Source organism: Maribacter algicola, from assembly GCF_003933245.1.
Lineage (GTDB): Bacteria > Bacteroidota > Bacteroidia > Flavobacteriales > Flavobacteriaceae > Maribacter > Maribacter algicola.
Genome location: NZ_QUSX01000003.1, coordinates 60,893 through 85,573 on the forward strand (window position 1 = coordinate 60,893; position 24,681 = coordinate 85,573).

The window sequence follows — 24,681 nt, forward strand, 5'->3', positions numbered from 1 at the left end:
ATATGTTTATAGAATCGCCTAAATCAATAGTATCAAAAAGTAAGGAGGAAACCTTCAATTTCTTGAACGACCTATCCAATTTTGAAAAATTGATGCCTGAAAATATTGATAAGTTTGAAGTGTTGAATGAAAACAGGTTCCTATTCTCGTTAAAAGGAATGCCTGAAATAGTTCTGGAAAAAAAGGATCAAATACCCCCTTCCAAACTTGTTTTGGGCGCGGCCAGTGAGAAGCTCCCATTTACCCTTACGGCAGATATTAACGAATTGGAGGAAACTAAAAGTGAAGTAACGCTAAGTTTCTCTGGAGAGTTCAATGCCATGATGGCAATGATGATAAAATCGCCCATCACCAATTTCATGAAAACCTTGTCTTCTAATTTGGAGAAAATCTAGTAAAGTAGGGTAATTTCCTTTATATCAAACTCGGCAAGGCAATCATCCTCCAACTGAACCCTTAATCTTCCGTCGTCAGACACACCTTGAATGATTCCACTGAACATTTTTCCATTCCCAGATTGGAACGTACTGGCAATACCTTTTCTGAACAGTAAAGATTGATATTCCTTAAATACATCCTCTGAAGGTCCTGTTTCAAATTGGGCAAATCCCAATTTTAAATTTTGTAATAGCCTCTGTAATACTGTCTCCAAATCATACATCTGTCCGGTTTGATTGAATAAGGAAGAAGCTTTGGGGTTACCCGGAAAAACGGTCTGGTTTACGTTCAACCCAATTCCAATGACCAAAGACTTCAATGCTGCCCCCACAAGGTTATTTTCTATCAATATACCACAAATCTTCTTGGAACCTGACATTATGTCGTTAGGCCACTTAACCTTAATCTTTGGGATTTGAAATTCTGCCAAAGTTCTAAAAACAGCTATGGATACAATCATATTGAGCATGAAATGTTGATCCAATTGAAATCCTGATATCTTCTTTAATACACTGAAAGTTAGGTTTTTACCCGGTTCAGTCTGCCAACTACCATTCATCTGGCCCCTCCCTTTGGTCTGATGCTTGGCCCATACAACGGTATAATCATCAACAATATCCGTCCTTGACAAGTCCTTTAAAAAGGTATTTGTGGACTCCGTGGCATCAAGTTTGATTATTTTCATAGAAATTTGTTTGGGCCAATCTTTAATCAATTGTTAAAAACTAAGCCTTAAAGAGCAAAAAAACAATAACTTTGCAAAAACTAAAACTTTTGAATGCAGAAAAGGAAAACTAGTGCAGATGAGTTAATTGCATTGATTTTACAGGGAATAGAAGAAGTAAAAGGACAAAACATAAATTTACTTGACCTAAGAGATATTGAAAATACTGTTTGCGACTACTTTATTATTTGTAATGGTACTTCCAACACGCATGTAAATGCAATCGTTGGTTCCATCCAAAAAACAGTAAGTAAGGCAAGTAAGGATAAACCTTGGCATGTGGAAGGTACGGATAACGCCGAGTGGGTCTTAATGGACTACGTAAATATAGTTGTCCATGTTTTCCAAAAGCACATCAGGGAATTTTACGATATTGAAGGCCTATGGGGTGATGCCAAATTCACTACCATAGAAAGTAGCGTTAATAATTAATAAAAAATAATGGCAAAAGAGAATAGTACGAGTCCCAAAAAGCCAAAATTCAGCTCTTGGTGGATCTATGGTTTGGTAGCAGTATTGCTTATTGGATTTCAATTGTTCAGTAGCGACGATTTGGCAAGTACCAAAAAAACGACTACATCAGAATTACAGGAATATCTAAGAAATGGGGATGTTAAGAAAATATTGATTATTACCAATACCAATCAGGCAAAGGTATTTCTTACGGATGAGGCGATGACCAAGGAGGTTCATAAGGACGTTTCTGAAAAATCGTTTTTACCCACTTCGGGCACTGTGCCCCAATACACCTTGGATTATGGAGATCTACAGATTTTTCAAAATGAAATCACCGAGATAAAAAAGGATAACAACCTTGATACCATCATTGAATTTGGTAAAGAATCCACTGCCATTTTAGACTTTTTACTTTCATTGTTACCATTTGTTCTTATCATTGGTATATGGATTTACCTAATGAGAAGGATGTCTGGAGGCGGAGGCGGTGGAGCCGGAGGCCAAATTTTCAACATTGGAAAATCCAAGGCAAAACTATTTGATGAAAAAACGGATACCAGAACTTCGTTTAAAGATGTTGCGGGATTGGAAGGTGCCAAAGAAGAGGTTGAGGAAATTGTAGAGTTTCTAAGAAATCCAGACAAATACACATCTCTTGGAGGAAAAATTCCAAAAGGGGCGTTGCTAGTAGGACCTCCAGGTACAGGTAAAACCCTATTGGCCAAGGCCGTTGCAGGAGAGGCAAAAGTTCCTTTTTTCTCACTATCAGGATCAGATTTTGTGGAAATGTTCGTGGGAGTAGGTGCCTCAAGGGTTAGGGACCTTTTCAAACAGGCCAAGGACAAATCCCCAGCGATTATTTTTATTGATGAAATCGATACCATTGGTAGGGCAAGGGGCAAAAATAATTTTACAGGATCTAATGATGAAAGGGAAAACACCCTGAATCAGCTTCTTACCGAGATGGATGGATTTGGAACTAACACCAATGTTATCGTATTGGCGGCAACCAACCGTGCCGATGTTCTCGATAAGGCCTTAATGCGTGCAGGGAGATTCGATAGACAAATTTATGTGGACCTTCCAGATATCCGAGAACGAAAGGAGATTTTTGAAGTACACTTAAGACCAATAAAAACGGCCGAAACATTGGATTTGGATTTCCTAGCCAGACAAACTCCCGGATTTTCCGGTGCCGATATTGCAAATGTTTGTAACGAGGCCGCACTGATTGCCGCTAGAAAAGAACAAAAGGCCGTAAATAAACAGGATTTCCTGGATGCCGTTGATAGAATAGTAGGAGGTCTGGAAAAGAAAAACAAAATTATAACTCCCGGTGAGAAAGAAACCATTGCTTACCATGAAGCAGGTCATGCAACCGTTAGCTGGATGCTAGAGCATGCTGCTCCTTTGGTAAAGGTAACCATTGTACCTAGGGGACAATCCTTAGGTGCCGCCTGGTATTTACCCGAAGAAAGACTTATTGTAAGGCCGGAACAGATGCTGGACGAGATGTGTGCAACAATGGGAGGTAGAGCTGCTGAGAAAGTTATATTTGACAAGATTTCAACAGGTGCCTTGAGTGATTTGGAAAAAGTAACCAAACAGGCGAAGGCCATGGTCACAATCTACGGTTTGAACGATACCATTGGTAATTTAACCTATTATGATTCCTCAGGCCAAGATTCCTATGGTTTCTCCAAACCCTATAGTGAGGAGACCGCTAGGAAAATCGACGAGGAAATATCCAAAATCATTGAGGCCCAATATCAAAGGGCCATAAAGGTCTTGACCGATAATAAAGATAAACTTACCACTTTGGCCCAAAGACTATTGGAAAAAGAAGTTATCTTTAAAGAGGATTTGGAAAAAATATTTGGCAAAAGAACTTTTGATAAGGACATCCAGGAAGCTGAAAAAAATGAACGGGAAGCCTCTGAGTCCAAAAAAAATGCTGAAGAAGACGAAAAAGTAGCTGAAAATAGCTAACTATGTAAATCGTTCAATGTAATCAAAGGAGCAAAAGGGTTATTGTTAGATCAATGTTTTAAATGGGGCTTTTAGATATCTTATTTGGTGGAGGAAAAAAGAATATTTCTAAGGAAACTGCGGAAACACGTGGTGAACATATGCCAGATCTGTCTCTCCCAGTAGACGAAAAATTCACTATCCATTTTAAAAAAAATGGCGGCAAGTTTATCTATTGCATATCTGAACAAGAAGTATTAAAGGCCATTTCCAATATAATTGAGGAAAATGGTTGGGAAGACCACCCATTCTTCGCCATGAACCCCCAATTGGTAAAAAAGTTTTCCAGGGAAAATCTTTCATTTACAGATAATACAAAGGAGAGCGAAGTTTTTTTGACTACTTGTGAACACTTGATTGCCCAAAATGGCAGTATATTGGTCTGTTCCAATCAGTTGATTGAGAAGAAAGTAAATGAACTGCCCAGTAACGTTATCGTTTACGCCACAACAAGTCAATTGGTAGAATCCATTGGGGAAGGTCTCAAAACCATAAAAAAGAAATATGGTCCTTCTATTCCTGCGAATATTACTACACTTAAACATTTCAAAGCCACCGAAGAAAATTCAGACGATTTTCTAACATACGGAAGTAGTACTAAAAATCTTTATCTTTTATTGCTGGAAGATTTATAGTATGAAATGCCTATTAGTAGCATATTTCAATTCCACCGTTCTTGATAATTCGAGCATCACATCTGACTTATTAATAAGATTAAATAGAATCAGATGAAAGAGGTTTTAAGAAGATCACTTACGGGTGCAGTGTATATAATACTATTATTATCCGCTGTTTTTCTTAGCTCAGACGCTTTCGATTTTCTTTTTATGGTATTCGGACTTGCTTGTCTTTATGAATACAAAAGACTTGTAAAATTAAAAGGATATTACATTTTTTTGGCCTATCTCTCCTTATGGTGGGCCTATATTTACCTGATTCACGACCAAATTCTGATAAATATCTTAATGTTTATCACAATTTTCATAGATGTATATTTATTGATCTATCTCTTTTCAAAGAATCAAAAAACATTTTCCACCTTTTATAAATTTATGATCGGGTTATTTTATATTGGAGGTGGATGCATCTTTCTTACAATGATTCCCTATAAAAATGATGCCTTTGCGAAACTTTTAATAATGGGTATTTTTATACTTATCTGGGTTAATGACTCTTTTGCCTATATTGTTGGGAAAACCATTGGGAGAACCAAATTATTCCCTATAGTTTCTCCAAAAAAAACGGTGGAAGGAACGGTAGGAGGTTATATCTTTGCCTTAGGTGCAGCTTACATTATGGGGACGCAGGAGCAAATTATAGGACCGATCCAATGGATGCTCTTGGCAAGTGTAATCGTTGTTATGGGTAGTTTAGGAGATCTGATAGAGTCCAAATTAAAGAGAGCTGCCGGAGTCAAGGATAGTGGTGCCATACTGCCAGGGCATGGCGGTATGTTGGACAGGTTGGACAGTTTGGTTTTTGCCGCTCCTTTTGCATATTTAACTTTAAACATTTTTACCTATGTTTCATAGAGAAGGCCAGAAAATTATTTTGATAACTTTCTTTATCACGGCAATGGCTGTTTTATTGGCGCATTTCTATGTCTACACTTCTTGGTTAAAGCTTGGGATTCAAATATCGGCTCTGGTTATTCTCATCCTTATTCTACAATTTTTTAGGAATCCTAAAAGACGTGCGAACAAAACATTTGACGAAATATTAGCTCCTGTTGATGGAAAAGTAGTGGTTATCGAAGAAGTTGAGGAGATGGAATATTTTCATGGGAAGCGTAAACAGGTTTCCATTTTTATGTCCCCTATCAATGTACATGTTACAAGGTATCCGGCCAGCGGAAGGGTAAAATATTCAAAATATCACCCGGGAAAATATTTAGTTGCGTGGCATCCAAAATCTAGTGAGGAAAATGAACGGACTACAGTAGTAATTGGGACACCAAAATTTGGGGATATCCTATTCAGACAAATCGCTGGGGCCATGGCAAGGCGAATCGTAAATTATGCTGAAGTAGGCGAAAGTGTGCAACAAGGGGAAGATTCAGGTTTTATCAAGTTTGGATCACGTGTTGACGTTTTTCTCCCTTTAAACTGCCAAATAAACGTAACCTTAGGACAAAAAGTCAAAGGGGCAATGACCTGTATCGCATCCTATGTTGATCCAAATGAGCAAGAAGAATCTACATACTGAATTTCAAGAGGCCGTTGTCTTTGTAAACAAGTACGAGTTTCCGATACCTGCGGATATTTTGCTTAAACTTTATGCCTATTATAAAGTGGCCAATAAAAATTACAACAATCCGGGAAGTAAGACACCTTTAATCAATGCCTTTAAGGCGAACGCCCTAATACAGGCACAAAATATCAATATGGAGGATGCCATGAAGGAATATATAAAATTGGTGGATAAGGAATTAAAATCCTAATTAAAAACAAATACCCCTCTAGGAGTCGTCTACTCGTATAGATCATCCAAATTGGCATGGCATAAGTCCGTAAAAAGTTTGCTTACTTTGGCGCAAACATCCTTGAAAAATCTTTCCCCTTTTTCCTTGGTGGCCAATTCAGGATTTCCGGTACCTGTATCAAGTGTTATCTTGGACCACTCACGTTCCGCCCATACACCGCCGTCGGAAAAGGCCTTTATTTTGAATTTTTTATGGTCGCCACTGCCCCAGCTTCCCTTGGGTAGGACCAAATCATTTCGTAGATATAGCATTAGGCTTGTCTCCATTTCATCGGCATGATCCCCTTTATTTTCAAAATATTGGTATTTATCCAACATCTGTGGAAAAAAACAAAAACTGATGAACATCTTTGGAAACAACAATCCTAACTCGCGTATTAAGGGTTTAAAATCATTTCCGCCGTGCCCGTTGAATATTAGTAATTTATATATACCCTGCTCATTCAAAACGGTAATTATATCCTTCAGTATAGCGAATTGGGTACTTGGATTTAGGTTGATGTCCAAATAGATATCCTTTTGACCGGTATTCACTCCAAATGGAATTGTGGGCAAGACAACTACTTTGTCCCCATGCTCCCACGCCATCCTTGCCGATTCTGAAACTATGGACTCCGCTTGATAATTATCCGTTGCATAAGGGAGGTGGTAATTATGGGCCTCTGTAGCGCCCCAGGGTAAAACGGCCAATTGAAATTGTTCATCCTTCAGATGTTTCCAATTGGTTTCGGCCAAAATATAAGGTCTGATCATGCCAATATTCTTTTCTTTTTAAACGAATTTGAAAAATAAATACCGCCTGCAATGGTAGATAAAAAGTATATGAAAATCAATGTTTTTCCAAAAGGAAAAAGGGCATTCAACCCAAACCAATCCCGAGTCAAAAAAATGAGCACACAACCCGCTAGGGACCTAAAAACTTCAATCCACATGGCATACGGATCGCCATCCATTAAAGAGGTATATCCATAAATACCCAGAAAGATTAAGCCTCCATACACCAACAACTCGACACCTGAAAGGTTACCAAAATTTCCGAACATAAACAACAACAGTATCAGGGATAGGACCAATTGGAAAATTAAATAGGCGTTGAACATTTTGGTCGTTGGTGTACTATAGCGCTCAAATTGGTAGACATCGGTGATAACCGCCATGGGAAATTTTTCCTTTACGTCCTTGGGCCTCCAACCAGTTGGCATGAACCAAATCCTGATTTTATCCCAAAAATTCCGGGTTCTCCAAGCATCCAAGCATAATCTCCAAAGATGCTGAAAATTAATGCGGATCGGGTTCCAAGTTCTTGCAGGTTTCAAAATTCCATATTGCGGGGGCACATGGGGCAATTCTTCCTGAAACGTTCCGAACATCCGGTCCCAAATACAAAAAACCTGTCCCAAATTCTTGTCTATATATTCAGGATTTATGGCATGGTGCACCCTGTGCTGTGATGGGGTTACGAAAATATATTCCAACCAACCCATTTTACCTATGTGTTGCGTATGGTACCAAAATTGGGCAAAAAGTTGAATGGGGGCTAAAATGGCTATTACCTTGTTGGGGACACCTAGCAGGGCCGCAGGTATTAATAAAAAAGGGAAATAGCCCAATAAATTGGAAACGGATTGTCTTAAGGCACAGGCCAAGTTAAATCTTTCACTGCTATGATGAATCACATGCTGATTCCAGAAAAAATTGACCTTATGGCTCAATCTATGGTTCCAATACCCTGCAAAATCTATGGCTATAAATCCAATAACCCATGTTAACCAGGTAGTTTCAATTTTTGCAATGGCTAGATGCTCCAGTAAAAATGGATAGGATATCAAAACCAATACAATGCCTAAGGAGTCTTTTATTATATTGGTCAGTCCGGAGCTTATACTGGAAACAGTATCCAAAACCGTATACTTTTGGTCTTTTACAAAATGACCATAAACCATTTCCAGTACCATAAGGAGCATAAAAAAAGGTATGGCGTATAACAATGCGGTTGCGTAGGTTTCCAAGACTTTAAAATTGATAATTAAAAGATACGAACTCCTATATTAAATCCAATATACAAACTGTTCTTAAGGTTCATATCGTAGAATATAACCTTTGCTATGAACATTCTCGATTTTAATATTGCCATCCCTTTCCAAAAATTTTCTCAATCGAGTGATAAAAACGTTTAGACTCTTCTTGTTGAAGTAATCATTTTTACCCCAAATCTTGATGAGAATATCCTTGTGAGGGCACAACTGATTTCTTTTATCCACCAAATATTTAAGCAGTTCGCTTTCCTTAACGGTTAGTTTTATCTTTTGGCCTTCTACCATTAATTCCTGGTTTAAGGAGTTGAATTCATATTTACCAATTGTAAATACTTCAATAGCTTTTCCTGTATTGACCGGTTTCTCCAATCTTGACAAAAGGTTTTCGATCCGTATGACCAATTCCTCTTCATCTATTGGCTTTTTGAGATAATCCACCGCACCCAAATAAAACCCTTTAAGTACGTCTACTTTTAGGGACTTTGCCGTTAGGAAAATGAAGGGTAATTCAGAAAAATTTTCATTTATCCGTTCTGCCAAGGTAAAACCGTCCATTTGGGGCATCATTACATCCAATACGGCCAAGTCATATTTGGTTTGGTCCAATTTTACCAAGGCGTCCTTTCCATGTTTTGCCCAGGAAACATCGAAACCCTTCATACTCAAATATTCAGTTAATAAATACCCTACGGCATCGTCATCCTCGACCAATAAAATTCTTTTTTTTTCTGCCATCATTTCAACATTGGAATTGTTATACTGACTTTTGTTCCTTTCATCTCCTTACTAGCGATGTGTACCCGCCCCCCATGTTTTTTTATTACTTTTTTCACATAACTAAGCCCAAGGCCATACCCTTTTACATTATGAAGATCGCCATTCGTCACTCGATAAAACTTGCGAAACACCCTATGCGCATCGTCCTTTGAAATCCCTATCCCATTATCGGTCACTTCTATAATCAGCCGATTGCCATCTTGATAGGCGTTCAAAGATATTTCAGGTTTGGAAGAATATTTTTTCGCATTGTCCAAAATGTTATTGATCGCATTCTCCAAATGAAAGACTTCAGCATTTACCATATATTCCTTTCCTTCTAAATCATATGTAAACGATCCGTTCTCTATGGCTACCAATGTTCTGAATTCAGAACATAGGGTCTCCAAATATGGTTTGAAGTCTACTTTTGTTAAGGTAATCACACTTTTACCAGATTCTAAACTGGCCAGCTCCAAAACCTTTTCTATGTGGCCGGACAAACGGTTCACCTGTTGCCTGATAATTCCCAACACGGGCTTCTGTTTTTCGGTGGCGGTCTCATCCAGGATTTTGGTCGCCAAACCAATAGAGAATACAGGGGTCTTTAATTCATGGGTAAGATTATTAATGAACTCATTGGTCGTGGTTATGACACTACTTTGCCAATAATAGGTGCGCAAAACCCAGAAAATAGTCACACAAATACCTATCAGGAATAATATACTGGGAAATGTTAATCCATTTAATTTAGCTAAAAAATACTGATGAAGATTTTCGAATTTAAGATCCAATACGATGGGTTTCCCCAACAACTCGGGAAAATAACCTTCCAATTCAATCGGATAAGAGACTGCGCTTTCGCCCAATTCGAGTTCATTTGATGAATTTATAATATAAACGCTATCCTTGGAAAAAAGGGTATAAGAAAATTCAGATTCAATTTCCTGATACTTCAATTGTTCCCTTATAAAGTCCTCTAGGAACATATTGGAAACTTTTTCAAGGCTATCTACGGAAACCCTAAAAAAAGAAGTATCTCTTTCCATGGCACTGCCCATTAAAAACGTGAGCCTATTATGTTCCCTTAAACCTTCCTTCACCACCTCTGCGACCTTCTCAATCTTAGTCCCAAACTGTACTTTCGCCAGACTAAGACCAATCCGTAAATATTTATATTGAACAATTGTTAAACCTACGATTGATACCAAAAACAACGCTATATAAATATATCTCTTCTTCAAAATCCTTACGAATTAACCTAAATAATTATGCTTATTATTGAAAATTAATATTCCATTAATCGCATTAACCTTTTCTTAAACCTCTTTACCCTGCACTTAATCCTTATGGGCTCCCAAATCCACTAAGTTTGTCAATGTTAAGAAATTAATCTTGAGTTTAGTTATTGTTTATTACATATTGTTTTAAAGGCCAACTCCTTGTAGCGTGGAGTTGGCTTTTTACCTCCGCTATTCCTAACAACCAACTAAATATAATTTCAATCATGCAAAGAAATCAATACTTCATCGTTCTTCTATTCTTATGTTATCCGTTAAAGTACATAAATGCCCAAGGCTGTGTCGCCATACGGCATTTTTCTTCCTGTGTGGGCAGTAATCTTGAGAACAACTTGTTGAATACCGGAGATTTACAAATTGGAGTCAACTACCGTTATTTTAAATCCTTTAGACATTTTAGGGGTACTGAGGAAGAACCTGATAGACTCGCCAACAATACGGAAGTAATTAACCATTCCCATGCTTGGGACTTTTTTGCGACATATGGTATCAGTGAAAGGGTATACGCCAGTATTACGATTCCAAAGGTTATCAATACACGGTCCTCGCTATATGAACACGGGCGCAACGAAAGGAACGTAACTTTTTCTAGGGGGCTGGCAGATATTAGGTTTGGTTTTGGCTATTGGTTATTTGATATGGAAAAATCTCCGAACGGAAATCTGGCCTTGGGTTTGGGCGTAAAACTCCCAACGGGTAACTACAACGCATCGGATATTTTTTATAATGTAGGACCCAATGGGGAACCTCAAACAAGGCCTGTGGACCAGTCCATTCAACCCGGTGATGGAGGTTTTGGCGTTACAATCGACTTTCAATTCTATCAAAAAATAACCACAAATGTTTTTAGCTATGCAAGCGGATTTTATCTCATCAACCCTAGGGAAACCAATGGGGTAAGGACCTTCAGGGAAACGCTGAGCCCCATTCTGCAAAACGAGGCCATTATGGCCGTACCGGACCAATATTCGCTGAGAGCCGGCCTGAGCTACAACATCTCTCCAACCTTTTCATCTTCCTTAGGTGCCCGATTTGATTGTGTCCCGGTTAAGGATTTATTCGGCGGGAACGAAGGGTTCAGAAGGCCTGGGAATGTACTCTCCGTGGATCCCGGGGTAAGTTTTATGAAAAGTAATTTTGTAATCAACCTCAATGTGCCTTTTGCGGTTCGCAGGGAACGGCCACAAAGTATCACGGACTTACAGAGCCAACAGCTTACGGGCACCCCAAGGAACGGGGATGCCGCCTTTTCCGATTATGTGATAAACCTAGGGGTTTCCTATCGTTTTGCCAATAGCAAAGTAAAAATAGCGCCAGAACTTCAAGACAGTTTTAAATAAATTAACCAGTCTAAATACCTGCCAAATGAAAATTCAAAACATCAAAAAACGTTATTTACAAATATCCATAGGACTTGTTTACTTATGGTTCGGGGGACTTAAATTCTTTCCTAATCTTAGTCCGGCAGAAGAACTGGCCATAAACACCATTGACGAACTCACCTTTTCATTGATACCTTCCAATATTTCAATACTGCTTTTGGCCTTCTGGGAAGTCCTAGTAGGAGTATTTTTTCTTTTTAACCTTCAAAAAAGGGGTACGGTTCGGTTAGCGATGGTACACATGCTTCTTACGTTTACACCACTGCTTTACTTCCCGGAACTTATTTTTAATGAAGGTTTATTGACCCTTACGCTCTTAGGGCAATATATCATCAAAAACCTGATAATCATGGGAGCTTTGGGTGTGCTTTGGATGGAAACGATAGAGGAAGAGACCCCTATCGAAAAAACAAAAGAGGAAAATATTGATCCGGAATTGTCCCTAAGAAGAATCTTTAGATTCAGATAATCAATTAGGTCCCACCATGATGTGCGCCCTATGGGTGCCCGGATCCATCAACCATGGCATCCCTTTGGCATGGGGTTTATCGGGCAGCCCTGTGGATTCCGTTGTAGCATAAGGAATATAGATGACATATCTGAACTGTCCGTTTGCCAGCTCCCCGGTAGTTGCGTCATAATCGGCATCCGTGCCATAATATACGTACATCATACTAGGTTCCCTGGGCATATCCAAAGTTCCCTGGGATATCTCGTTTCCCCTAATTTCCCGTATTTCCATAACATCCTTTCCTTGGGACCGGAGCTCCCGTCCCCTTTTCATAAATGGTTCCAATTTTTTAGAGTAACAGGAAACACTGATTCCTTCCTTATTGGGATCATCGGCCAAACAGACCATATTGCTTGTACCCTCACGAAGAACTACCAAGCCCCCATTCTCATTGTAGCCATAAACCATGGTATCCGTACTGCTGCCTTTGGGTACCGGTAAAATGGCCGTTTTAATCTGAATTTCCTTTGGTAAAATTTTTCCTGTTCCGTCTTGGGAAAATAGCCCTGCAAAAGAAAAAAGTGCAAGGCATACTACTATATATTTCATAATAGGTCGATTTTATCCTTTCAAGATACAAAATAATGTGTTCAAATTTCGTAGTCCGAAACGATGCCCAATGGCCTAAAACAAAAAACCAATCCTACTTTAGGATTGGTCCATCAAATGGTTTAAATTTTTTAAAGCGGCTTACGTCCCGATATAATATTGTAAAGAATAACGATAACGGCAATAACCAATAAAATGTGAAGCAAACTACCCGTTGCCAGGCCTGGCACTACACCTAACATACCCAATAACCAAATGATAATACAAATTACCGCAACTAACCATAATAGACTTTTCATAATTTTCAGTGTTTTTGATTCGATGGTAAATTAGCTGATAATGATTCAACTATCGAACTTAAACACTTTGATTATTAACCCATTTGGATATCCAATGACTCCCTATTATCCCAAGTTGGCAAGGCTTTTCTCCAAGGTTTCAATTTTAGCCTCGGCATCGGCCTGTTTTTTTCGTTCCATTTCAATGACCTGTTCCGGGGCGTTGTTTACAAATCTTTCGTTGGAAAGCTTTTTCTTTACCGAAATTAAAAATCCTTTGATATATTTCAATTCATCCTCTATTTTGGCTTTTTCGGCATCCACATCAATGGCACCACCCATTGGAATAAAATACTCATTGGATTTTACCCGAAAGGACAAGGCACCATCTACCGTATCGCCCACATAGGAGATTGAGGAAAGATTTGTCAATTTACCTATAATACAATCCCAATCAGCAACCCTATTTTCCTCGTTCAACACCAAAAGTTCCAAAGATTCTTTCATGGGAATGTTCTTTTCCTTTCTAATGGTCCTTATTCCGGCTACCACTTCAGTGGTAAATTCAAAATGGCCTACAAGGGTATCATCCGCAGCATAAAGTTCAGGCCAATTGGATATGATCAAAGCTTGGGAAGGATCTCTTTCCGAAATATGCTGCCATACCTCTTCTGTTAAAAATGGCATAAAGGGATGTAATAACTTTAGGTTTTGTTCAAAAATATGGATGACTTCCTCAAAGGATTTCCTATCGATGGGTTGCTGGTATGCGGGCTTGATAATTTCTAGCAACCAAGAGCTATAATCGTCCCAAACCAACTTGTAAATGGCCATTAAGGCATCGGAAATACGATACTTCCCAAAATGGTCCTCGATTTCCTTCAAGGTTTGGTTGAACTTTGCCTTGTACCATTCGATTCCTAGTTTGGATGCATCCGGTTGTGGCAGATCCGCTACTTCCCACCCTTTCAAAAGACGGAACCCGTTCCAAATCTTATTGGCGAAATTCTTTCCTTGCTGACACAGATCTTCATCGAACATTAAATCGTTGCCGGCGGCGGAACTTAGCAACAATCCCACCCTAACTCCATCTGCACCATACTCCTTGATTAATTGTAAGGCATCTGGGGAGTTTCCCAGTTGCTTGGACATTTTACGGCGCTGCTTATCCCGTACCAAACCAGTGAAATAAACGTTTTCAAACGGTCTGGAATCCCGGTATTCATAACCGGCAATGATCATACGTGCCACCCAAAAGAAAATAATATCAGGTCCTGTGACCAGGTCATTGGTAGGATAATAATAATTTACCTCGTCATTTTCCGGTTCCAAAATTCCATTGAACACACTTATGGGCCATAACCACGAAGAAAACCAGGTGTCCAGAACATCTGCGTCCTGTTTTAAATCTGTCAAGGCCAGATTTTTGTTTCCAGATTTTTTCTTGGCCCTTGCCAATGCATCTTCCTCATCCATAGCCACCACGAAATCTTCCTGACCATCACCAAAATAGTAGGCCGGAATGCGTTGTCCCCACCAAAGCTGTCGTGAAATGTTCCAATCCCGAATATTTTCCATCCAATGTCGGTAGGTATTATCGAACCTTTTTGGGAAAAACTTAATTTCCTCCGATTCTAAAACTGCCCTTATGGCAGGTTTTACCAATTCCTCCATTTTTAAGAACCACTGATCGGACAACCGGGGCTCTATCACTGCTTTTGTGCGTTCTGAGGTCCCTACTTTATTGAGATGTTGTTCCGTTTTTACCAAAAACCCCTTTTCCTCCAATTCCTTGGCTATTTCCTTTCGTACGACAAAACGGTCCTTGCCCTCATAGTGCAGACCAAAGGAATTTAGCGTTGCATCGTCATTAAAAATATCAACGGTTTCCAAGTTGTGCTTCTCCCCCAAAGCCTTGTCGTTCACATCGTGGGCCGGAGTTACTTTTAAACAACCTGTTCCAAATTCAATATCCACGTAATCATCCTCTATAATGGGTATTACCCTATTGCACAGAGGCACAATGGCCTTTTTTCCCTTTAAATGGGCGTAGCGTTCGTCGTTGGGATTGATACAAATGGCCGTATCCCCAAGGATCGTTTCCGGTCTGGTAGTTGCTATCGTTACTTTTTTGTCTGACCCCTCAATGGAATACTCCAAATAATATAACAAGCCTTGTTTCTCTTCATAGATTACCTCCTCATCGGATAAAGTGGTCTTGGCCTCTGGGTCCCAATTGACCATTCTGTATCCCCTGTAAATAAGTCCCTTTTCATAAAGATCAACGAATACTTTGATAACGCTTTCATAGCGCACTTTATCCATGGTAAAGGCCGTTCTGTCCCAATCACAGGAACAACCTAACTTTTTGAGCTGTTCAAGGATAACACCACCGTATTCATGCGTCCAATCCCAAGCATGTTTAAGAAATTCCTCCCTAGAAATCTCGCTTTTATGGATTCCCTGTTCTTTAAGCTTGGCCACAACCTTGGCTTCGGTTGCAATGGATGCATGGTCAGTTCCAGGTACCCAACAAGCATTTTTTCCCTTCAAGCGGGCCCTTCTTATCAATACATCCTGTATCGTATTATTCAGCATGTGCCCCATGTGAAGCACCCCTGTCACATTGGGAGGCGGAATTACAATGGTATAGGCTTCTCTTTCATCGGGAGTGGAATGAAAGTAATTATGTTGCATCCAGTAATCGTACCAACGATTTTCTACCTGAATTGGCTCATATTTTGATGGAATTTCCATTTTTGGAACAGTTTTTGAATTGAGTTGGGAGGAAAAAACAAAACGGAATAGATATTTATTATATCCGTACCGTTTTTTCCAAAATAAAATACGAAACAAAAATAAGTAACGTTAGAGTATAACAAAAGGATTTTGGAGTTGTTCTGAAAAGAATTAATTTTGAAGTTCATCCTAAATTAAAAATGATGAAAAAAATTGTACTTGTATTGTTTGTCGGATTGGTTACAATGAGCTTAAAGGCCCAAGATAACGCGGCAAAAATTGAGTTTAAATCGGAAACCGTGGATTACGGTGAAATCGAAAAAGGTACGGACGGTGTTCGTGTGTTTGAATTCACTAATACAGGAAGTGCCCCTTTGATTATAAGTGATGTACGTTCTAGCTGTGGATGTACGATTCCTAAAAAACCGGAAGACCCAATCATGCCAGGCAAAACCGGTGAAATCCAGGTAAAATATGATACCAATCGTGTTGGACCCATAAGAAAGGCGATTACCGTAACTTCTAATGCGGATACCCCAACAAAGATTTTAAAGATTAAAGGGGAAGTAAAAGCCACAAGTGGAACCAAGTAACCCCTAATTCCAAAAGAATTCAAAGCCCTCCCAATACGTGAGGGCTTTTTATTTGAAGAGGTCTTTCAGGACAAAACTGAACAACAAATTGCTATTGGCCCTTTCCACAAGTACTTTTACCCTTTTGCCTTCCTTTTCATTTAACATTTCCATAATTTCCTGAATCCTATACCGGTGTATTCTTTTCCCATTGACCGCCAAAATTATATCCCCTTCCTGTAATCCTGCCGAATGCGCCGGACTACCGGATCGAATACCGGAAACCACAATTTCAGGCACAAGACTTAATCGGGTTGCGCCTTCCAGCAAAATTTGTACGTTCCCATAAGAGCGATGGTCGCTTTCCACGATTCCATTCACATCGGCTATTCTTTCGGATACATATCGTACCCCGGCATGTTGTAGGTCAATGCCGCTTACATTGTAATGAAATGGTTTTTTGAAGTTTGAATTTTTTCGAAGACTGATTTTGCCGTTAGGATAATCAAAAACAATATTAAATCGCTTTAGCATTTCACCGCCAAAACTACCGTTTCTATTTCCCAAATCCTTAATGCTACTATAAGAGAGCATATCAGGAAAAGCTGCTTTTGCATCGGATAGATCAAAATCACCAATTCTGATTGCTTCCACCTTGGTTCTCTTGCCAAAAATATCACCAGCCAGACCCTTTCCCAAATAATCCTCATAATAATCCTTGGGCAATTTTATCCGTTCATCCTCAAAGAGCCAAATTGCATCACTACTACCTGTATCCAATAACATCTTAATGGGAATATCCTTGGCTCCCTTTAAGGAAACATGGGCATTCATATAAGCCTTTCTGTTGATAATATCCACTTGGAGCGTTTCAAAGCGGTTTCCCAATTTTGGTCCCGCACTTTCGGGGTTATAGAACTTGATTGTCTTGCCGGAATAATTGATATCGACTAGAAAATCCCTAAATAGATCATACCCTATTATTCCATGAATGGGAACTCCCAAACTTGGGGAAAAATTGATTCCTGCATCCAGCACAACATATAGTTTTTGAGAAAAATTCCGAACATTCCCCAACTTAAAGTAATTTCCCTGCGAGCTCAACGCACTTATGGGTTCCCCTTCGCCCAGCCCGTTAATGGTGATTTCAGATACATTCTTTAATTCCAAGGAGTCTTTGTTGGCAAGATTGAACAATATTGGGGTGCTTACACCAGAATCCAAGACAAAGGACAATTGGGTTCCATTGACATCGATTGGAATAACAATCAGGTTGTTTATCAACTCAAACCTGATTTTCTCAAACCTTTGATTATCGGGAAGGAAATAGCCCTGTGCAACGCCGTAGATTGGCAGTACCAGTAACAGAATAAGAAAAAAATGTTTGATTTCTGCTAACATATTCGTTTACAATTGATTGACATTCATCAAGATACAAAATTATTATTTCACCCACCTGAATTTTAACATTCCTAAAAAAACCGGAAATAAACCGTCCATAAATTGTAGATTACCCAATCATTCACCAATTTTGCCAAAAAGTAATTTGTATGCCTAAGATTTCCCAAAAAGGGCTGGCCATGCCGCAATCCCCCATTAGAAAATTGGTTCCCTTTGCGGAAAGTGCCAAAAAAAAAGGTGCAACCGTGATCCATCTGAATATTGGACAACCTGATATTAGGACCCCTCAAATTGCCTTGGATGCGGTTAAAAAAAACAATATTAAGGTGTTGGAGTACAGCAGGACGGAGGGTTCTGAAAGTTACAGGGAGAAAATAGCGGCCTACTACCATAAGAATCAAATCGAGGTTACGGCCAATGATATTATAGTTACCACTGGCGGTTCCGAAGCACTTTCCTTTGCCATGGGAAGTATAGCGGATACGGATGATGAAGTTATCATTCCAGAACCATTCTATGCCAACTACAATGGTTTTGCCACGGCAAGCGGTATTAAGGTGGTTCCGGTTGTATCCAAAATCGAGAATAACTTTGCACTGCCGCCCATAGAGGATTTTGAAAAATTGATTACAGCCAAAACAAAGGCAATTCTCATTTGCAATCCTGGCAATCCCACAGGCTACCTGTATAGCGAGGAGGAAATCAAAAAGCTGGCAAAAATCGTAGTAGAGCATGATTTATTTCTTATTGCCGATGAGGTATACAGAGAGTTCGTGTACGACGACAGGCAGCACTATTCCATTCTACAGGAACCATCTTTGGCGAATCATGGGATCATAGTGGATTCAGTCTCCAAAAGATATAGTATGTGCGGAGCCCGTATTGGCTTCCTGGTATCAAAGAACCAAGAGGTAATCTCAACGGCCATAAAATTTGCACAGGCAAGACTTTCCCCCCCAACCTATGCCCAAATAGCGAGCGAAGCTGCTTTGGAAACACCCCAAAGTTATTTTGACGAGGTAAAAACGGAATATGAGTCCAGAAGGAACCTGCTGATTTCCGAACTTGAAAAACTGGACGGCGTAGTGGTGGCCAAACCACAAGGAGCCTTTTATTGCATCGCGGAACTTCCCATTGAGGATGCGGACGATTTTGCCCAATGGTTATTGGAGGATTTTAGGGTTGATAATGAAACTGTCATGGTAGCTCCCGCTGCGGGGTTTTATGCCACGGAAGGACTTGGCAAGAACCAAATACGGATTGCCTACGTTCTCGACCGTCCCACCCTTAAAAGGGCCGTTCACATTCTGGGCGAGGCACTTAAAACCTACATCGGTTGATGGAAATATACAAGAATTATTCCCTAAAGGACTACAATACCTTTGGTATTGATGCCAAGGCAAAATTCTTTATTGAAATAAACTCGGTTCAAGAACTCCAGGACATTCTGGCCGATGACACTTATCAAAATAAATTTATCTTGGGTGGTGGAAGCAATATGCTAATCACACAGGATATAGATGCCTTGGTCATCTATGTCAACATAAAAGGGATTCATATTCAAAATGAGGATGAGGACTTTGTAAAAATTAAGGTAATGGCCGGTGAAAACTGGCATGAAATGGTGTTATGGACCCTTGAAAATAATTTTGGAGGTCTTGAAAATATGTCTTTGATACCAGGAAATACGGGTACCGCACCCATTCAGAACATTGGTGCCTATGGAGTGGAGCTAAAGGATGTTTTTGTAAGTTGCGAGGCCATACGAATGGCAGACCAAAAGTTGGTACATTTTACAAAGGAAGAGTGCCAATTTGGGTACAGGGATTCCTTTTTTAAGAACGAAGGAAAGGATCAGTACGTGATTACTTCGGTAACATTAAAGCTTACCAAAAAGAACCACGTACTAAATACGAACTACGGTGCCATTAGCGAGGAATTGGCAAGGAACAACAACATGGACCCAAGTATAGTCGACATCTCGAACGCTGTCATAACTATTAGAAACAGTAAATTGCCCAACCCAAAGGAATTGGGCAATAGCGGAAGCTTTTTTAAGAATCCTGTCATATCCAAGGAAGTATTTGAGGATTTCATCGCTAAAAACCCTGAAGCTCCCTTTTATAAAGTTTCGGAAGAAGAATTTAAAATTCCTGCAGGTTGGCTCATTGAACAAAGTGGCTATAAGGGCAAACGGTTCGGAGATGCCGGGGTACACAAGAAACAAGCGTTGGTTTTGGTGAATTATGGCAATGCTAAAGGGCTTGATATTTTAAATTTGGCCCATAAAATTATTGCGGATGTGAAGTCTAAATTCGGCATTACCATTCAACCCGAGGTTAATCTAATAAAATAACCCCTAGAATAAAATCCTAGGGGTTATACCAAACCAAACTAACCAAAAACTAAGTGGCAGTTACCAGCTGCTCACTTATAACATAATTTTTTAGATAACGCCGCTTTAGCAATCAATTTTATAAATTAGCGTTTATGGATATACGGACTGAAACCTTTCCTTGGATCTTGCAAATCAAAATAAAATAAGCATCCTCTAATCGCTATGAGCATACTACTGGAAAAACATATTGTTGAACTATTGCAGGAGCGGAACGATAAAGCAATTTCCCTTCTTTATGACAACTATGGGGATACACTTCTGGGAGTTGCCAACAAGGTCCTTAGAAACGAGGAACTTGCCCAAGATGTTTTGCAGGAGAGCTTCGTGAAAATTTGGAAAAAGGCCGACTCCTACGATCCCACGAAGGCTAAGCTTTTTACATGGTTGTTCCGTATTACCAGGAATACGGCCATTGATAAATTGAGAAGTTTGAACACAAAATCGGATAAGGAAATCCAAATAGACGTTTCTGACGTATATAATTTAGGTGTTGAAAGTACAAGACCGGAATTCATGGACGTTCAAGAACATCTGGATAAAATTGAGGAAAAGTATCAAATCGTTTTAGATGCTTTGTTTTTCCAAGGAATGACGCAGCAGGAGGCAAGCGAAGAATTGGACATTCCTTTGGGAACGATTAAATCCAGGTTAAAAATTGGCTTACGTGAATTAAGGAAAGTCTACGGGCCTGCGGTACTTTTGCTTCTATTGAATATCGTGTAACTATGAAATAAGTCTATAGAAATCTTGATGTAGTAAGAAATTTGGGGATTGGCAATAAGCATACCTATGCTGAACGAAACCAAGGTATGGCCTATGAAATACAAAAAATAAACAGATGAAAGATAAAATTAAAAATTTCTTGGAGGGCGATTTATTGGAGAGCTATCTACTGGGTACCACTACGGAAATGGAAACCATGAAGGTGGAACAATACATAGCTATGTATCCAGAGGTACGTGAAGCTTATAATGAATTGCAGAAAAGCTTGGAAATTTTCGCCAAACTGCACGCCATTAAATCTCCTGAAGGCCTAAAGGAAAAGATTACGGCGCGCATAAAATCAGAACAGGTAGGAAGAAAGAAATTCTTCAGGTTTGCCATCGCTGCAAGTATCGTGGCAATGATATTCGCAGGATCGTCTTACTTCTATTGGGACCAAAACCAGAATTTACAGGAGGAAAATTCCATGGTCAGCAACAAGATTAAATTGCTTGAAGCGGATATGAAACAACAATTGGAAGATGTTAGAAACCAATTCATCGTTCTTAACAATCCAAGCACTAGAAAATACAATGTAAACGGCAACAAAAAGGCTAAGGAATTGAAAGCCGTGGCCTACATTAACCCCGTTAAGAAGTTATCCTATATCAACGTAAGCAACCTTCCCCATTTACCAGAAGACCAATGTTTTCAGATGTGGGCAGAGGTTAATGGCGAAATGTTGAATTTGGGCATTATCGAAGAGGCGGGTGACAGTCAAAAACTGTTGGCACTTCCTTATGCTGAAAATGCAATGGGTTATATTACCATAGAACCTAAAGGTGGTAATCAAATCCCTACGGTTGACAATATTGTAGCAAATATTGCCTATTAGTCGATAAATTATAAAGTAGTCTTAAAGCCCCAAATTGGGGCTTTATTTTTTTACCTTTGTATCCTTATTGGGAAGAGCGGTCTATTACCCACATTTTACAACTTGGGTTTAAGAAACCCATTTCATATAGCAGAACAAAAAATACAAAATGAAACTTATACTCCTCACAGTTGGACTTTTGGCATTGGCTTTCTCTGGAATAGCCATAAAAATATGGGCCAAAAAAGACGGAAAATTTGCAGGAACCTGTGCCAGCCAGAGTCCGTATCTTAATAAGGACGGACAAGCGTGCAGCATGTGCGGTAAATTGCCCGAAGAACAGGACTGCAAACAAGAAGCCACCTCCATGTAAGGGATTTTTAAATAATCCAAGAACTATTGACAGACGAAATCAATGACATTATCATCAAGGCCAAAGAAGGTAATCAGATAGCATTTAGTAGGTTACTGGACAGGTTTTGGAACGATGTTTATGGTTTTCAGTTAAAACGTACTGAAAACGAAAATGATGCGGAGGATATTACCATTCAAACCTTTTCCAAGGCTTTTGATAAAATCGACACCTTCGATGATCAGTTCACATTTAAGACTTGGTTGATTACAATATCAAAAAACATTCACATTGATTTGGTGAGAAAAAGAAAGAAAAACCTTTTGGATTCCCGAAGAAACGATGATGCCATAAAAGGTGTCCATGACGATGCCCCATCCATGGAGGACCAACTTATCCAAGAACAGAATCTAGCAGATTTGTTACGTGATATCAAAAGTTTAAAACCCCATTATCAAGAAGTAATAAATCTTAGATATTTCAATGAGCTCAGCTATGCAGATATCGCAGAAAAACTGAACGAACCCATTAACAATATCAAGGTCAAGATTCTTCGGGCCAAAAAGCTCCTGGCCGAAGTTATTAGAGACAAAAGATAGTTCCCCCATACCTTTAGCTCTGCTACAAATTGGCATTATGAGCATCGATTTCGACGATTGAATAATACACTATTTACTTCGTATATTTGTAAAAAAATTAGGCATGTCCATAGCAGTAAAAGAAAATGTAGCTCCCCCTAAGGGAAAACCTAAATGGTTAAGGGTAAAACTTCCAACGGGTAAGAAGTATACCCAACTTAGAAGTTTGGTGGACAAGTATGATTTGCATACGATATGTACATCGGGTAGTTGCCCAAACATGGGTGAATGTTGGGGAGAGGGCACTGCTACTTTCATGATTCTGGGTAATATTTGTACTAGATCCTGTGGTTTCTGTGGAGTCAAAACGGGACGTCCGGAACATGTGGATTGGGCCGAACCCGAGAAAGTGGCCCGTTCCATTAAAATCATGGGGATTAAGCATGCGGTAATTACCTCCGTAGATCGAGACGACCTCAAGGATATGGGGTCCATCATTTGGGCGGAAACGGTCAAAGCCATTCGAAGAATGAACCCCAATACCACTTTAGAGACCCTTATTCCCGATTTTCAAGGTGTAGAAAAGCACTTAGACAGAATCATTCAAGTTTCCCCAGAAGTGGTCTCCCACAATATGGAAACCGTTAAACGATTAACAAGGGAAGTACGAATACAGGCAAAATATGAACGTAGCTTGGAGGTATTGCGTTATTTGCGCGCCAATGGCGTCAACAGGACAAAGTCCGGCATAATGCTAGGTCTTGGCGAACTTGAGGAAGAGGTAATTCAAACAATGCGAGATCTAAGGGATGCAAATGTGGACGTGGTTACCATAGGACAGTATTTACAGCCATCAAAAAAACATCTTCCCGTAAAAGAATTCATTACCCCGGAACAGTTCAAAAAATACGAGGAAATAGGTCTTGAAATGGGATTTAGACATGTAGAAAGTGGTGCCTTGGTACGATCTTCCTACAAGGCACATAAACACATTGATTAAATCATGATTTCCTTATATAAATTGCGACTTATGAGGATTATGGTTTGATTGTCTCTTCAATGGAAAAAATTAGAATAGGAATCAACGGATTTGGAAGAATTGGCAGGACATTTCTTAGGTTGGTTCAAGCCCACCCAGATTTAGAAGTGGTAGCCATAAATGATTTAGCCAATGCGCAAACATTGGCCCACCTTCTAAAGTATGATAGTATCCATGGTATTTTCAAGGGTTCGGTCCATCATGGCGAAAACCATTTGATGATACATGGTAAAAAAGTGCAACTTTCCAACCAGTCGCATCCAAAAGATATTGATTGGGGTAATGATCTAGTCGACATAGTAATTGAAAGTACCGGAAAATTCAAAACCTTGGAGGTTTTGGAACACCATATTAAAAATGGTGCAAAAAAAGTTATCCTTTCCGTACCCCCCTTAGAGCAGGATATCAAAATGATCGTATATGGAATAAACGAGTCCATCTTAACAAAAGAGGACCATATTATTTCCAATGCATCCTGTACTACGAACAATGCCGCGCCCATGATAAAGGTTATCAATGACCTCTGCGGTATTGAACAAGCCTATATTACAACTATCCATTCCTATACTTCAGACCAGAGCTTGCACGACCAACCCCACAAGGATTTAAGAAGGGCAAGGGCCGCGGGCCAATCTATAGTGCCCACAACTACAGGAGCGGCAAAAGCCTTGACCAGGATCTTTCCAGAATTGGAAGAGGTCATTGGCGGTTGCGGAATACGAGTACCTGTACCAAATGGCTCATTGACAGATATTACTTTCAATGTTAAAAGAAATACCACAATACAGGAAATTAATGATACTTTTGAAAAAGTGTCAAAAAATGAACTAAAAAACATTCTTTATTACACGGAAGACCCTATTGTATCTGTGGATATAAACAATAGTTCTTATTCTTGTACGTTTGATTCTCTAATGACCTCGGTTATTGGGCGAATGGTAAAAATAATTGGCTGGTATGACAATGAAACCGGATATAGCAGTAGAATTATCGACCTTATTCATTTAATGGCAACGAAAAAGTACATTTGAGAAAGACTTGCTTTCATAAAAAACTTTTCAATTTTTTCCCGCTTTTTCTTTTTCT

Annotated in this window: 27 protein-coding genes; 18 read left to right on the forward strand and 9 right to left on the reverse strand. The window is 39.4% G+C overall.

Annotated features, from left to right (window positions below; translation table 11 throughout):
* Window positions 1-2: 2 nt before the first annotated feature.
* Window positions 3-395, forward strand: a complete 393-nt coding sequence (locus tag DZC72_RS15210) for an SRPBCC family protein (protein ID WP_125223787.1) — start codon at window positions 3-5, stop codon at window positions 393-395.
* On the opposite strand, the gene DZC72_RS15215 is transcribed toward DZC72_RS15210, so the two are convergent.
* Window positions 392-1,123, reverse strand: coding sequence for a biotin--[acetyl-CoA-carboxylase] ligase (locus DZC72_RS15215; RefSeq protein ID WP_125223788.1), 732 nt, complete (start codon window positions 1,121-1,123; stop codon window positions 392-394). The two genes, DZC72_RS15210 and DZC72_RS15215, sit on opposite strands and share 4 nt — an antisense overlap.
* A 93-nt stretch (window positions 1,124-1,216) precedes the next feature.
* Here DZC72_RS15215 and rsfS point away from each other — a divergent pair, with 93 nt between their 5' ends.
* From rsfS to DZC72_RS15245, 6 genes are all read left to right on the forward strand, one after another.
* Window positions 1,217-1,594, forward strand: coding sequence for a ribosome silencing factor (rsfS, locus tag DZC72_RS15220; protein ID WP_099545777.1), 378 nt, complete (start codon window positions 1,217-1,219; stop codon window positions 1,592-1,594).
* Between the two features lie 9 nt (window positions 1,595-1,603).
* Window positions 1,604-3,607, forward strand: coding sequence for an ATP-dependent zinc metalloprotease FtsH (ftsH, locus tag DZC72_RS15225; RefSeq protein ID WP_125223789.1), 2,004 nt, complete (start codon window positions 1,604-1,606; stop codon window positions 3,605-3,607).
* A gap of 62 nt (window positions 3,608-3,669) precedes the next feature.
* Window positions 3,670-4,281 carry an LUD domain-containing protein gene (locus DZC72_RS15230; protein WP_125223790.1) on the forward strand — a complete coding sequence of 204 codons (612 nt, stop codon included), beginning with the start codon at window positions 3,670-3,672 and terminating at the stop codon, window positions 4,279-4,281.
* Window positions 4,282-4,374: 93 nt separating this feature from the next.
* Window positions 4,375-5,178 (forward strand): phosphatidate cytidylyltransferase, encoded by an 804-nt coding sequence (locus DZC72_RS15235; protein ID WP_125223791.1) that lies wholly within the window; start codon window positions 4,375-4,377, stop codon window positions 5,176-5,178.
* On the forward strand, window positions 5,168-5,851 hold the full coding sequence (locus DZC72_RS15240) for a phosphatidylserine decarboxylase family protein (protein ID WP_125223792.1): 684 nt from the start codon (window positions 5,168-5,170) through the stop codon (window positions 5,849-5,851). Before DZC72_RS15235 ends, DZC72_RS15240 begins: the two co-directional genes overlap by 11 nt.
* Entirely contained in the window at window positions 5,826-6,086 is a 261-nt protein-coding gene (locus tag DZC72_RS15245; protein WP_125223793.1) for an acyl-CoA-binding protein, read from the forward strand. The genes DZC72_RS15240 and DZC72_RS15245 overlap by 26 nt, the downstream gene beginning before the upstream one ends.
* A 29-nt stretch (window positions 6,087-6,115) precedes the next feature.
* Here the strand turns inward: DZC72_RS15245 and DZC72_RS15250 are convergent, their stop codons facing one another.
* The 4 genes from DZC72_RS15250 to DZC72_RS15265 form a co-directional block, all read right to left on the reverse strand.
* On the reverse strand, window positions 6,116-6,880 hold the full coding sequence (locus DZC72_RS15250) for a creatininase family protein (RefSeq protein ID WP_207891762.1): 765 nt from the start codon (window positions 6,878-6,880) through the stop codon (window positions 6,116-6,118).
* A complete protein-coding gene (locus DZC72_RS15255; protein ID WP_125223794.1) occupies window positions 6,877-8,136 on the reverse strand; it encodes a sterol desaturase family protein in 1,260 nt (419 codons plus the stop codon). Before DZC72_RS15255 ends, DZC72_RS15250 begins: the two co-directional genes overlap by 4 nt.
* A gap of 63 nt (window positions 8,137-8,199) precedes the next feature.
* A complete protein-coding gene (locus tag DZC72_RS15260) occupies window positions 8,200-8,901 on the reverse strand; it encodes a response regulator transcription factor (protein WP_125223795.1) in 702 nt (233 codons plus the stop codon).
* A complete protein-coding gene (locus tag DZC72_RS15265) occupies window positions 8,898-10,163 on the reverse strand; it encodes a sensor histidine kinase (RefSeq protein WP_125223796.1) in 1,266 nt (421 codons plus the stop codon). The genes DZC72_RS15260 and DZC72_RS15265 overlap by 4 nt, the downstream gene beginning before the upstream one ends.
* A gap of 263 nt (window positions 10,164-10,426) precedes the next feature.
* On the opposite strand from DZC72_RS15265, the gene DZC72_RS15270 reads away from it, so the two are divergent.
* Together DZC72_RS15270 and DZC72_RS15275 are read left to right on the forward strand one after the other, a co-directional pair.
* Window positions 10,427-11,560, forward strand: a complete 1,134-nt coding sequence (locus DZC72_RS15270; protein ID WP_125223797.1) for a transporter family protein — start codon at window positions 10,427-10,429, stop codon at window positions 11,558-11,560.
* A 25-nt stretch (window positions 11,561-11,585) separates the two neighbouring features.
* Window positions 11,586-12,071, forward strand: a complete 486-nt coding sequence (locus DZC72_RS15275) for a hypothetical protein (protein WP_207891763.1) — start codon at window positions 11,586-11,588, stop codon at window positions 12,069-12,071.
* On the opposite strand, the gene DZC72_RS15280 is transcribed toward DZC72_RS15275, so the two are convergent.
* The 3 genes from DZC72_RS15280 to DZC72_RS15290 all read right to left on the reverse strand — a co-directional run bounded on the left by DZC72_RS15280 (window position 12,072) and on the right by DZC72_RS15290 (window position 15,697).
* Window positions 12,072-12,662: a hypothetical protein gene (locus DZC72_RS15280; protein WP_125223798.1), complete on the reverse strand. Its 591-nt coding sequence runs from the start codon at window positions 12,660-12,662 to the stop codon at window positions 12,072-12,074.
* 131 nt (window positions 12,663-12,793) lie between these two features.
* Complete coding sequence (locus tag DZC72_RS15285; RefSeq protein ID WP_123803448.1) at window positions 12,794-12,961, reverse strand: lmo0937 family membrane protein; 168 nt, start codon at window positions 12,959-12,961, stop codon at window positions 12,794-12,796.
* 105 nt (window positions 12,962-13,066) lie between these two features.
* On the reverse strand, window positions 13,067-15,697 hold the full coding sequence (locus DZC72_RS15290; RefSeq protein WP_125223799.1) for a valine--tRNA ligase: 2,631 nt from the start codon (window positions 15,695-15,697) through the stop codon (window positions 13,067-13,069).
* A 182-nt stretch (window positions 15,698-15,879) separates the two neighbouring features.
* Between DZC72_RS15290 and DZC72_RS15295 the strand changes: the two genes are divergently transcribed.
* Window positions 15,880-16,272 carry a DUF1573 domain-containing protein gene (locus tag DZC72_RS15295; RefSeq protein WP_099545765.1) on the forward strand — a complete coding sequence of 131 codons (393 nt, stop codon included), beginning with the start codon at window positions 15,880-15,882 and terminating at the stop codon, window positions 16,270-16,272.
* A 48-nt stretch (window positions 16,273-16,320) separates the two neighbouring features.
* On the opposite strand, the gene DZC72_RS15300 is transcribed toward DZC72_RS15295, so the two are convergent.
* Window positions 16,321-17,652: an aspartyl protease family protein gene (locus DZC72_RS15300; RefSeq protein WP_125223800.1), complete on the reverse strand. Its 1,332-nt coding sequence runs from the start codon at window positions 17,650-17,652 to the stop codon at window positions 16,321-16,323.
* Window positions 17,653-17,801: 149 nt separating this feature from the next.
* Between DZC72_RS15300 and DZC72_RS15305 the strand changes: the two genes are divergently transcribed.
* From DZC72_RS15305 to gap, 8 genes are all read left to right on the forward strand, one after another.
* The gene (locus tag DZC72_RS15305; RefSeq protein WP_125223801.1) at window positions 17,802-18,992 is read left to right on the forward strand and encodes a pyridoxal phosphate-dependent aminotransferase; all 1,191 of its coding nucleotides are present in this window, start codon (window positions 17,802-17,804) and stop codon (window positions 18,990-18,992) included.
* Window positions 18,992-20,008, forward strand: a complete 1,017-nt coding sequence (gene murB, locus DZC72_RS15310) for a UDP-N-acetylmuramate dehydrogenase (protein WP_125223802.1) — start codon at window positions 18,992-18,994, stop codon at window positions 20,006-20,008. Before DZC72_RS15305 ends, murB begins: the two co-directional genes overlap by 1 nt.
* 204 nt (window positions 20,009-20,212) lie before the next feature.
* Complete coding sequence (locus DZC72_RS15315; RefSeq protein ID WP_125223803.1) at window positions 20,213-20,773, forward strand: RNA polymerase sigma factor; 561 nt, start codon at window positions 20,213-20,215, stop codon at window positions 20,771-20,773.
* A 115-nt stretch (window positions 20,774-20,888) separates the two neighbouring features.
* Window positions 20,889-21,647: an anti-sigma factor gene (locus DZC72_RS15320; protein WP_125223804.1), complete on the forward strand. Its 759-nt coding sequence runs from the start codon at window positions 20,889-20,891 to the stop codon at window positions 21,645-21,647.
* Between the two features lie 148 nt (window positions 21,648-21,795).
* Entirely contained in the window at window positions 21,796-21,999 is a 204-nt protein-coding gene (locus DZC72_RS15325) for a membrane or secreted protein (RefSeq protein WP_125223805.1), read from the forward strand.
* 26 nt (window positions 22,000-22,025) lie between these two features.
* A complete protein-coding gene (locus DZC72_RS15330; RefSeq protein WP_125223806.1) occupies window positions 22,026-22,577 on the forward strand; it encodes an RNA polymerase sigma factor in 552 nt (183 codons plus the stop codon).
* A gap of 103 nt (window positions 22,578-22,680) precedes the next feature.
* On the forward strand, window positions 22,681-23,556 hold the full coding sequence (gene lipA / locus DZC72_RS15335; RefSeq protein WP_125223807.1) for a lipoyl synthase: 876 nt from the start codon (window positions 22,681-22,683) through the stop codon (window positions 23,554-23,556).
* Between the two features lie 59 nt (window positions 23,557-23,615).
* Entirely contained in the window at window positions 23,616-24,626 is a 1,011-nt protein-coding gene (gene gap / locus DZC72_RS15340; RefSeq protein WP_125223808.1) for a type I glyceraldehyde-3-phosphate dehydrogenase, read from the forward strand.
* The last annotated feature ends 55 nt before the right edge of the window (window positions 24,627-24,681 follow it).

What these genes read in the sequence shown, in the direction of transcription:
- DZC72_RS15210 (WP_125223787.1), top strand. Translation starts at nt 3, where the DNA reads ATGTTTATAGAATCGCCTAAATCAATAGTATCAAAAAGTAAGGAGGAA.
- DZC72_RS15215 (WP_125223788.1), bottom strand. Translation starts at nt 1,123, where the DNA reads ATGAAAATAATCAAACTTGATGCCACGGAGTCCACAAATACCTTTTTA.
- rsfS (WP_099545777.1), top strand. Translation starts at nt 1,217, where the DNA reads ATGCAGAAAAGGAAAACTAGTGCAGATGAGTTAATTGCATTGATTTTA.
- ftsH (WP_125223789.1), top strand. Translation starts at nt 1,604, where the DNA reads ATGGCAAAAGAGAATAGTACGAGTCCCAAAAAGCCAAAATTCAGCTCT.
- DZC72_RS15230 (WP_125223790.1), top strand. Translation starts at nt 3,670, where the DNA reads ATGGGGCTTTTAGATATCTTATTTGGTGGAGGAAAAAAGAATATTTCT.
- DZC72_RS15235 (WP_125223791.1), top strand. Translation starts at nt 4,375, where the DNA reads ATGAAAGAGGTTTTAAGAAGATCACTTACGGGTGCAGTGTATATAATA.
- DZC72_RS15240 (WP_125223792.1), top strand. Translation starts at nt 5,168, where the DNA reads ATGTTTCATAGAGAAGGCCAGAAAATTATTTTGATAACTTTCTTTATC.
- DZC72_RS15245 (WP_125223793.1), top strand. Translation starts at nt 5,826, where the DNA reads ATGAGCAAGAAGAATCTACATACTGAATTTCAAGAGGCCGTTGTCTTT.
- DZC72_RS15250 (WP_207891762.1), bottom strand. Translation starts at nt 6,880, where the DNA reads ATGATCAGACCTTATATTTTGGCCGAAACCAATTGGAAACATCTGAAG.
- DZC72_RS15260 (WP_125223795.1), bottom strand. Translation starts at nt 8,901, where the DNA reads ATGATGGCAGAAAAAAAAAGAATTTTATTGGTCGAGGATGACGATGCC.
- DZC72_RS15270 (WP_125223797.1), top strand. Translation starts at nt 10,427, where the DNA reads ATGCAAAGAAATCAATACTTCATCGTTCTTCTATTCTTATGTTATCCG.
- DZC72_RS15275 (WP_207891763.1), top strand. Translation starts at nt 11,586, where the DNA reads ATGAAAATTCAAAACATCAAAAAACGTTATTTACAAATATCCATAGGA.
- DZC72_RS15280 (WP_125223798.1), bottom strand. Translation starts at nt 12,662, where the DNA reads ATGAAATATATAGTAGTATGCCTTGCACTTTTTTCTTTTGCAGGGCTA.
- DZC72_RS15285 (WP_123803448.1), bottom strand. Translation starts at nt 12,961, where the DNA reads ATGAAAAGTCTATTATGGTTAGTTGCGGTAATTTGTATTATCATTTGG.
- DZC72_RS15290 (WP_125223799.1), bottom strand. Translation starts at nt 15,697, where the DNA reads ATGGAAATTCCATCAAAATATGAGCCAATTCAGGTAGAAAATCGTTGG.
- DZC72_RS15295 (WP_099545765.1), top strand. Translation starts at nt 15,880, where the DNA reads ATGATGAAAAAAATTGTACTTGTATTGTTTGTCGGATTGGTTACAATG.
- DZC72_RS15300 (WP_125223800.1), bottom strand. Translation starts at nt 17,652, where the DNA reads ATGTTAGCAGAAATCAAACATTTTTTTCTTATTCTGTTACTGGTACTG.
- DZC72_RS15305 (WP_125223801.1), top strand. Translation starts at nt 17,802, where the DNA reads ATGCCTAAGATTTCCCAAAAAGGGCTGGCCATGCCGCAATCCCCCATT.
- murB (WP_125223802.1), top strand. Translation starts at nt 18,992, where the DNA reads ATGGAAATATACAAGAATTATTCCCTAAAGGACTACAATACCTTTGGT.
- DZC72_RS15315 (WP_125223803.1), top strand. Translation starts at nt 20,213, where the DNA reads ATGAGCATACTACTGGAAAAACATATTGTTGAACTATTGCAGGAGCGG.
- DZC72_RS15320 (WP_125223804.1), top strand. Translation starts at nt 20,889, where the DNA reads ATGAAAGATAAAATTAAAAATTTCTTGGAGGGCGATTTATTGGAGAGC.
- DZC72_RS15325 (WP_125223805.1), top strand. Translation starts at nt 21,796, where the DNA reads ATGAAACTTATACTCCTCACAGTTGGACTTTTGGCATTGGCTTTCTCT.
- lipA (WP_125223807.1), top strand. Translation starts at nt 22,681, where the DNA reads ATGTCCATAGCAGTAAAAGAAAATGTAGCTCCCCCTAAGGGAAAACCT.
- gap (WP_125223808.1), top strand. Translation starts at nt 23,616, where the DNA reads ATGGAAAAAATTAGAATAGGAATCAACGGATTTGGAAGAATTGGCAGG.